Origin of the sequence: Wolbachia endosymbiont of Leptopilina clavipes, from assembly GCF_006334525.1 — a bacterium.
Classification (GTDB): Bacteria; Pseudomonadota; Alphaproteobacteria; order Rickettsiales; family Anaplasmataceae; genus Wolbachia.
On sequence record NZ_QJHA01000038.1, the window covers coordinates 45,585 to 54,789 of the forward strand.

Sequence of the window (9,205 nt, forward strand, 5' to 3'; positions counted from 1 at the left end):
AAACTTCAACAAAATACCATAATATTCAAAAATCCTTTGTTTTTCTGATGTATCTAATTACTATATAAAAGCTTTAGGTAATATAGGGGGTGTGTATGCTGAGGACACAACATCGAGTAAGTAATCTAAAAAAAGAGATTAATTCAGAAATCATTGATCGGTTGAAAGAGCAGCTGAATAAGCAACAAAACAGTAAATCTTTTCAATTTAAAAATAGAATAAGACGTCAATATAATCCTGATGATACTAACATTGCTAAATTGTTTCTGGCGATACGTGAGCATAGAACGGATAATCCTCAGCTAAATAAGATTAGTGAAATTGAAGGGTTACTTACTCAAGTACAAAATATTAATGATATTGATCTCAATGATGGTGGTAATACACCACTACATGTTGCTGTAAGCAAAAATCATCAAGACATTGTTGAACTTCTTTTGAATGTGTCTGGTATAGACCCAAATATTAAAAATAATCAAGGTAAAACTCCACTAGATATTGCTAAGCAACAAAATAAGGGAGAGATTATTAGGACTCTAGAAGAACATTTAAAAAAATCTTCTGATCAAGTAGAAAGACTTTCTGCACAGGAGAAGGAAGTGCATGAAAAGCTAAGAAAGTTTGTTGAAGATTTTGTTTTTATTTATGAACGCTCTTTATCAGAGTACTATGAGAGACTAGAAAATCAAAGAGGAAAGCAAGGTAAATGGGCTAATTTTGTTAATATGATAATATATATAGGAAAAGGTGGAACAGAACAAGGAGAAGCGGAATCAAAAGTAATTCCTCTTATTGGAATTAACATTCTTCGAGCAACAATATCCAGCATTGGTAGTAGTTATAATAGAGCAGAGCTTAAAAAGCTGATAGATCAATTGTATATATTTAAAAAGGATCCAATCAAAGTCAGGGAAGAGTTAGTAAAATCTGGTATTGAGATTTTTCAAAGTTTTGAGAGCCAATTTATACAAGTAACAGCAGAAGGAAGTTGGCAGAGAGCAATGACAAAATTAGCAGAAGATGCTGTGAGTAGAGTGGTTGATTACTATAGAAAAAATACTGAAAAAGAGCTTTATGCTTCCTCAATTACTGAGGGTATTATTTTTGGAGAATCAAAAAGATATAAACAAACCTACACTGGTGTTCCTCATATTAAGCTAGGACATACTTTAGAAAGTAAAAACTCGAATTCATGGAATACTGCAGAACTATTTGATAAAGCGGGATTAGTAACAATAAAGAGTGATGGTAGTGCTGATAAATACTATAGGAGAATAGATGGAAAGAGTGATACTAGCAAATATGGCTATCGTCTTCTTTTTAAATGGGAATTGGAAAGTAAAATAAAAAAATTCGCTAGAGAATACATTGAAGAAAATCCTTCTAGGGAGGAGTATAGGTATATTTTAAAGTTAGATGAGGGAAAATGGAAAGATGAATTATTGGATGAGCTTAATAAGCAAGATCCGAAGTTAGTCGAAGAGAGGTTACTAAGCAAATTCAAAGGAGAAATGGAACAGGAAGCTGAAAAAAACTTCAATGAATTAGAGGATTATATAGGTAAGAATTTTAATGAGTTATCAGGTTACATAGAAAGTAATCAAAATGAGATTAAGGGAGTCTTTGATGAATTAATGAGTCAATATCAGGAAGCCAGTAGGCAACGTCACAAGATAGCAGATTCTATTGTAGAAGGAAGGAAAGAAAGTGAAAAAAAGTTTCGAGAAAATAGATAAAAAGCTTGATAAGATATATGATGCAGTTGTAGCAAGAGAGCAAGTAAGAGAGCCAATTTGGTTTAATGTGAAAAAGCCAGTAATTTTGTTTGCTGGAAGAAGGGAAGAGTTAATTGACCTACATAATAAGATACAACGTAGTTCAGAAAAAGTAACAGTAATATCACAAATAACCTCAATTAGCGGTTTAGGAGGAATAGGAAAAACTGAGTTAGCTAGACAATATGTTCAAGAATATAGTAAAGATTGTTATGACAACGTTATATGGATCAATGCTGAAAGTGAGATAGCTCTTGTTGAATCATTTACTCGATTAGCGAAGAATAAACTAAGAATTGATATAAAAGATGAGAATGGAAAAGAAAAGGATATAAAAGCTCTCATAGAAGAGGTTTATGAATTTTTCAGTAATAGTAAAAGCTTGTTTATTTTTGATGATGCCGAGAAAAGTAATTATTTGAATAAGTTTTTACCAATTCATGATTCATTACCGGGTGGTAATGGACCTTATATTTTAATTACTTCTCGTAATCGAGAGTGGGAAAGGGGGATAGAAGTTATTAATCTAAACGAATTAAAGTCAGAAGAAGCGATAGAATTTGTAAAAAAGGGCTTTAGTATAGAAGATGAATCTCAAAATGAAAAGATAAAAGCTTTGGTAGAGAAATTACAACACTTTCCTTTAGCTATACAGCAAGCGATAGCGTATATTGAAGATCAAAGGGTTACAAGAGAATTTAGCATAGATGATTATCTAGAGGAGTATGAAGAGAAGACGAAAGATTTGCTTGATTCTGTATTATTCAGGGGAATTGATAATGATTACGCAAAAACAACTTTCACCACTTGGAAAATTACAACCGATGAAATAGCAGGTGACAAAGGATATGGCGAATTAGCTTTAAGGATTCTGAATATTATATCTTATCTTGCACCTGACAAGATTAGTAGAGAAGTGTTTTTAGGTTTGACAGGGAGTAGTGAGGAGGAATTAAGGTCAGCTGTTCGTTTGCTTATAAAATATTCTATGGTGAATGGTGAGCAAAGGCAAAGTGTGTTGAGTGCCCATAAATTAGTTCAAGAAGTAACAAGAATAGCGTTAGAAGAAGAGGGTAAAAGCGAAGAAGTTATGAAAGAGACTTTCGAGCTACTCAGAGCAAGTTTTCCTTATAATGGTGATAAATTAGAAGACTATTTAAAGAAACGAGAATTATTACCGCACTTAGAGGCATTTTTATCGAATATAGATAATTGGTTAAAAAAGAACCCTCAAGATAAAGAAAAAATAGAAGAGGATTACCTTGAGGATTTATTGATATTGATGGATGATGGGTATTTTAACTTGAATAATCCTAAAAGAGAAAAGGAGTTGCTAGAAAGGGTGCTACCTATTTTAGAGAAGCATTATGGAGAAGAGCATTTAAAAGTAGCTCGAACATTAGTAAATCTAAGTATCAATTATGTAGCTTTAGGTGATCATCAAAAAGCGAAAAGGTTGATAGAGAGGGGTTTAAAAATTGAAAGGAAACATCACGGAGAAAACCATTTTGGAGTAGCTAAAGTATTAGTAAACTTGAGTGTCACTTATCAAGCTTTAGGTGATTATGAAGAAGCAAAAGAGTTACTAGAAAGGGCGTCTGCAATATATCAAAAAGGTAAAGTTGAAGAATGTTTACCAAGTACAAGTTCAGGAAGAAGAAAAAGAGAAGTAAAGATCGGGGAATGTGAGTTTTCTTGGGAAGATGTAGATAAATTTAACACAGAAAAAGATGAGAAAAGAGATTTTAGTAAAATTAAAATAGATAGTGAAAAGTTCGTTAATTATATTAAAGTGTAATAGTCTAGACTTAATCTGACAAGCATGAATTAACTGACAGAAGAATTAACAAAGTCAAAACCAAAATCAGCATCCTGTTTAATGCTATCAATATTTTTCTGATAAGCAATATGCATACTATCAAAAAAGGTTTGCATAGGAGTCTTACCATAGCAATATTTACCTGAATGCGGTCTAGATCTATTGTAAGAATGCACCCAATGGTCTACGTCTAACTGAAGTTCTGCCAAAGAGGTGTAAATTTTCTTTCTAAAGATAATATTGTAACATTCATCTTGCATAGTTCTGTGGAACCTTTCACATATGCCATTAGTCTGTGGAGAACGAGCTTTGGTTCGAGAATGATCAATATTTTCTACCCCTAAATATAGCTGGTAAGCGTGATTTTCAGGTCTGCCACAATACTCTGTACCACGATCCGTCAAAACACGTAGCAATGATACTTTCTGTTCATCAAAGAACGGTACTACCCTATCATTAAGAAGATCTGCAGCTGTGATAGCAGTCCTTTCTGTGTAAAGCTTAGCAAAAGCAACTCTGGAATAGGTATCAACAAAGGTTTGCTGGTAAATTCGTCCAATACCTTTGATATTACCAACATAATAACTGTCTTGGCTACCTAAGTATCCTGGATGCTCTGTTTCAATTTCTCCATGGGCCTCTTTTTCTTCCTTAGCCTTTTCTAGAGCTGTTATCTGTTCTTCTGTTAAAATGATACCATCCTGAGCTACTTTTGCTTCTAATGCCTTTAACCTCTTTTTAAAATTTTCAAGATCGTTTCTTTGCCACACTGATCTTATTCCACTTGCAGAGATGAGAATTCCTCTCTTTTTCAGTTCGTTTGCTGCTCTTTCTTGTCCGTATGCTGGAAACTCTATTGCTATTTCAACTACTGCTTTTTCTATATCCTCCGACACTCTATTTGCATACAATGGCTTGCTTTTGCTTATCTCGTGTAAAGCCTCTTCTCCTCCTGTTTCATACAGTTCTTTGAAGCGGTAAATGTATCCCTTGAATATCCCATTACTTTACACGCCTGTGATACATTTCCTAATTGCTTTGCAAGTTCTAGCAATCCCAACTTTGGTTTTAGTATTTTTTCTTGTGTTGTATTCATATCTGACACTCCTTTAAAACTTGTCTATATTTTTATCTTACTTTGTTTGCTTGTCAGATCAAGTCTAAACTATTACAATTAAAGATCTACCAGAGGAAAAGCATTCTCAGCTAATTGAGCTAGCAGATAAAGTTCAAATTACAGGTAGGTTTCGTGATTTGATTAATAAGCTTACCAGTAATCAGAAGGTCATGAATCATTTAAATAGAGTAAAGAAAATCTCTAGCATAACTATGCATGGAATGATGGCTAAAAATATTTTAGCTGACTTTTTAAACAGAGATTATCAGGGTGTAGCAATTAATGTTGGTTTTATAGCAGGTGGTCAAGGGTTTGCTAAAGTTGCTGAAGTTGCATCTCGTAAAGGATTAAATTTGCTCTCAGAAGAAAAGGTATTACTTGGTAGGTCTTTAAGAGTTGCATCACCTTTTCTTGCTCGAGGTACTTCTGCCTTTATTATTTATGATTTAGTAAATCAGGTAAAAGCATTTAAAAATGGTACAGAAGGAGCATTGGTTGGCGTAGTAGGAGATAGCATTTACCTGGGAGTTGACGCTGCAGAGATTGGGATTGAAGTTGCTGAAGGTTTTGAAGTATTAGAAGGAGTTTCATCTATTACTGGACCTATTGGAGCAGGAGTTGGCACTGCAGTATTTATTTACACTGATATTTATATGGCAGTAAAGAGAGTTGATAAAATTGATGAAATTATTCACTTAACTAGAGGAGAAAAATTTATTGAAGGATTGCGTGCATTTATAGGTATGCGACCTGAACAATATGTAGAAAAGTTAATGGAAGAAAAACAACTTTATAACCAATTAGTTAAGCAAGGATTTGAGTATTTAAGGAAGAATCGTGCTATTCAAAGCTATGTATTCCCTACTGATCGATCAGTTGTGGGTTCTTGTCGTAAAGTGCTGCACACAACATCACTTGGGATTAGACATTATTATACTGAAGAGTGCACAACTAAATTTGAGATAGATTTAGACAGTACAGTACTGCCTGACAGAAAAAGAAATGATATAAAATGGAGTAAAGAAAGACCGGATGATCCAAGTGGTGGAAAATTATTTTGTTTACCAAAAGGAGATTATCATCCTGCTCCAAGTTATGGCTCATATTTATGTAAAAATGCAATTGGTTTATCTGATAACAAAACAGAAGGATATACTCTAATTAATTTAGGAGAAGGTGAAGATTATGCAAAAGGATTTAAGGATAGCCCAAACATATTTATAGTGAATGATGGATCTAAGAGATACTATGGAGGAAATAAGAATGATATCTTTGTTTTGCAGGGAGATCTGATAGAAGGGTCTTTGTACGGAGAGGATGGAATTGATACCTTAGATCTGACTGAATTTGCTCAAGAAGCTGTAAGTGTGAATGTGTATTTAAATACAAATATTGGCACTATTATGTACAATAGATATGGTTATTCTGGATTTCAAATTAATTCAGTAGAAAGAGTGCTTGGTAGAAAAGCTAAGGCAGATCATATATTTAGTGCATGTGAAACTAAATTCTTGGATGGTAATGGTGGTAAGGAAGATCAACTTGATTATTTGGAAATAAAAGATAATAACTGTGTCTATGATATACAAGTAATAGTTAGAAATTACACTGAAGTAAATAATCTAGCACTCAAAGGTAACTTTAACTATATTGTACCATTTCAAAAAGGTAGTGCATCTGTTAAATTACTTGCTAATTTCGAAAATAACCATAGGTTTATATTCGACTACTTGCTTGCTGATATTCAGAGTATTGATATTAAAGATCACAATAGTATAAAGTTCAATTTTTTCCAAAAGTTGTAGATGGCAGCTTTAGTATAGCTATCTCATATAACATAATGAACAATATAATCTATCAATTAAAAGACAGTGCTGAAATAAAAGTAGGTAAGGAAAGAAACTTGTATGCAATACAGAATACTAATAAAACTATTGATGAAATTATAGAAAGTTACCCAGCTATAGCGAATAAACTCAATATGACTATCGCTGTGCAATCAGGTGGTGAATCTATACTTGTTGGCCGTGGGAAATTTGAGGCACTTCACAATCACCCAATCCATAACAGTCACTTAATTGGAAATGGTGGTGAGAATATATACGTAATTACTATAGCTTCAGGTGAGAAAAGATATGAACATAGTATTTCTTCTATACCAGAAGTAAACATCTATAATTTTGATGAAGGAAGTTCCACAGATACATTAGATTTACGTAACGTGGTAAAAATAATACAAGATGATTTGAAAATACATATTAATCTGCCAAGAATTTTTCAAGATGGAAATGATTTGCTAGTTAAGTTAGAAACAGAAATGGGACAAAGTTTTTTATTAGAAGTGCTAACAGTAAGATTAAAGACGGTTTGGATTGGTATGAAAATCTTCATATTATCTCAGATAGTGCGCCTATGAAAATAAGTTCTGAATTAGAATTAAAACCACTACCTTTGATCTTTAACAAAGATAAAGAAATTATTGTGGTAACCGATCAAGATGTGGAGAAAGATGCTGAGCTTATCACGCCTAGAAAAGGAGGAAACAATACGTTTGTTCGTAGTAATGGTCATGATCTAATAATAACTAATGCTTTTGATTCGACTATTACTAAAGATGATTTTTGCAGTATTACACTTAGTAAATTCTATAAAACACCTAAAATGAAAACGTTATCAATAAAATTTACTGATAAAGAGATAGTATTAAAAGATCATGAGAAGGAAATAAGTGCTGCAAGATACTTGGATATTGTAAAAAGAGAGTATAAGGATCAAGTGTACGATGATGTGTTTACAGAAGTCATGTTATCTGATCAACCTCATAGACATAGGCAGCACATTAGAAACCGTAGAAGTGAGTACACAATGAGTAGTGGTACAAGACGACCATCTTCATGGATAAATGATTTATTTGGTTGGGTAAAAAGCTCTATAGGTGGGTTATTAGATTCCAAATCAAGTACTACAACTAAAAGTCCAATCTCACAAGTAGATGCAAAAATGGATATAAATGGTACGATAATGTTACTTGATGTGCTTGTAAGAAAGTTTACGGGTAAACAATATATACCTGCAGTAGATCAATCTATACCTTTATTAGAAGCAAGAGGTTATGCACTAAATATTACACATAGATTTGAGAAAGTGTTAAATAAAACTGCTATTAAGTCAGGAATATCAGTGACAAATCTAAACTTTGATCCCATGGCAGTGCAATCAGCTATAATTGAAAAAATAATAAATGGAAAAATAACAAATAGAAGATTTTCTGAAATAGCAGAAACCCTATATTCATTTGAAAAGAAGCATGTCCAGAATTTAAACAAACTGATAAGTTTCTAGATCATTTAAAGAGTAACTTAGAAGAAGTTTTAGCTAAGGAAGAAATTATGATACTACAGCAGAAAGTAGAAAAGCCTTCTAAAGTTTTAGGTCAGAAAGTTTCAAGGAAAGTAGAGTTATCTAAAAAGCCTGATACATTCTTAAATGGAACATCAGTAGTTAAAGGAATAAGCAGAGGGATAAATTGAGGGAACTATGAGGTCTTTTCTGCCTGTAACTGTTTGATATCATCTGTAATAGTCTAGACTTGATCTGACAAGCAAACAAAGTAAGATAAAAATATAGACAAGTTTTAAAGGAGTGTCAGATATGAATACAACACAAGAAAAAATACTAAAACCAAAGTTGGGATTGCTAGAACTTGCAAAGCAATTAGGAAATGTATCACAGGCGTGTAAAGTAATGGGATATTCAAGGGATACATTTACCGCTTCAAAGAACTGTATGAAACAGGAGGAGAAGAGGCTTTACACGAGATAAGCAAAAGCAAGCCATTGTATGCAAATAGAGTGTCGGAGGATATAGAAAAAGCAGTAGTTGAAATAGCAATAGAGTTTCCAGCATACGGACAAGAAAGAGCAGCAAACGAACTGAAAAAGAGAGGAATTCTCATCTCTGCAAGTGGAATAAGATCAGTGTGGCAAAGAAACGATCTTGAAAATTTTAAAAAGAGGTTAAAGGCATTAGAAGCAAAAGTAGCTCAGGATGGTATCATTTTAACAGAAGAACAGATAACAGCTCTAGAAAAGGCTAAGGAAGAAAAAGAGGCCCATGGAGAAATTGAAACAGAGCATCCAGGATACTTAGGTAGCCAAGACAGTTATTATGTTGGTAATATCAAAGGTATTGGACGAATTTACCAGCAAACCTTTGTTGATACCTATTCCAGAGTTGCTTTTGCTAAGCTTTACACAGAAAGGACTGCTATCACAGCTGCAGATCTTCTTAATGATAGGGTAGTACCGTTCTTTGATGAACAGAAAGTATCATTGCTACGTGTTTTGACGGATCGTGGTACAGAGTATTGTGGCAGACCTGAAAATCACGCTTACCAGCTATATTTAGGGGTAGAAAATATTGATCATTCTCGAACCAAAGCTCGTTCTCCACAGACTAATGGCATATGTGAAAGGTTCCACAGAACTATGCAAG

General features: G+C 33.4%; 6 protein-coding genes and 2 pseudogenes. 7 read left to right on the top strand and 1 reads right to left on the bottom strand.

The genetic code is table 11. The features are described 5' to 3' along the window. The first annotated feature begins 95 nt into the window (after nt 1-95). Both OUY_RS06500 and OUY_RS06505 read left to right on the top strand, forming a co-directional pair. Entirely contained in the window at nt 96-1,736 is a 1,641-nt protein-coding gene (locus OUY_RS06500; RefSeq protein ID WP_246038711.1) for an ankyrin repeat domain-containing protein, read from the top strand. Beyond that, nucleotides 1,708-3,573, top strand: a complete 1,866-nt coding sequence (locus OUY_RS06505; RefSeq protein WP_246038713.1) for a tetratricopeptide repeat protein — start codon at nt 1,708-1,710, stop codon at nt 3,571-3,573. Before OUY_RS06500 ends, OUY_RS06505 begins: the two co-directional genes overlap by 29 nt. Nucleotides 3,574-3,602: 29 nt before the next feature. Here the strand turns inward: OUY_RS06505 and OUY_RS04265 are convergent. After that, nucleotides 3,603-4,690, bottom strand: a pseudogene (locus OUY_RS04265) (IS481 family transposase). Nucleotides 4,691-4,881: 191 nt separating this feature from the next. Here OUY_RS04265 and OUY_RS06510 point away from each other — a divergent pair. The 5 genes and pseudogenes from OUY_RS06510 to OUY_RS04275 form a co-directional block, all read left to right on the top strand. Beyond that, entirely contained in the window at nt 4,882-6,516 is a 1,635-nt protein-coding gene (locus tag OUY_RS06510; protein ID WP_246038714.1) for a hypothetical protein, read from the top strand. 35 nt (nt 6,517-6,551) lie between these two features. Further along, a complete protein-coding gene (locus OUY_RS06515; RefSeq protein WP_246038716.1) occupies nt 6,552-7,127 on the top strand; it encodes a hypothetical protein in 576 nt (191 codons plus the stop codon). Continuing rightward, nucleotides 7,079-8,053 carry a latrotoxin-related protein gene (locus OUY_RS06520; RefSeq protein ID WP_246038717.1) on the top strand — a complete coding sequence of 325 codons (975 nt, stop codon included), beginning with the start codon at nt 7,079-7,081 and terminating at the stop codon, nt 8,051-8,053. Before OUY_RS06515 ends, OUY_RS06520 begins: the two co-directional genes overlap by 49 nt. Nucleotides 8,054-8,100: 47 nt before the next feature. After that, nucleotides 8,101-8,241 carry a hypothetical protein gene (locus tag OUY_RS06525; protein ID WP_246038719.1) on the top strand — a complete coding sequence of 47 codons (141 nt, stop codon included), beginning with the start codon at nt 8,101-8,103 and terminating at the stop codon, nt 8,239-8,241. Between the two features lie 121 nt (nt 8,242-8,362). Continuing rightward, nucleotides 8,363-9,205 (top strand): annotated as a pseudogene (locus tag OUY_RS04275) (IS481 family transposase); the annotation flags it as partial.

What these genes read in the sequence shown, in the direction of transcription:
- OUY_RS06500 (WP_246038711.1), top strand. Translation starts at nt 96, where the DNA reads ATGCTGAGGACACAACATCGAGTAAGTAATCTAAAAAAAGAGATTAAT.
- OUY_RS06510 (WP_246038714.1), top strand. Translation starts at nt 4,882, where the DNA reads ATGAATCATTTAAATAGAGTAAAGAAAATCTCTAGCATAACTATGCAT.
- OUY_RS06515 (WP_246038716.1), top strand. Translation starts at nt 6,552, where the DNA reads ATGAACAATATAATCTATCAATTAAAAGACAGTGCTGAAATAAAAGTA.
- OUY_RS06525 (WP_246038719.1), top strand. Translation starts at nt 8,101, where the DNA reads ATGATACTACAGCAGAAAGTAGAAAAGCCTTCTAAAGTTTTAGGTCAG.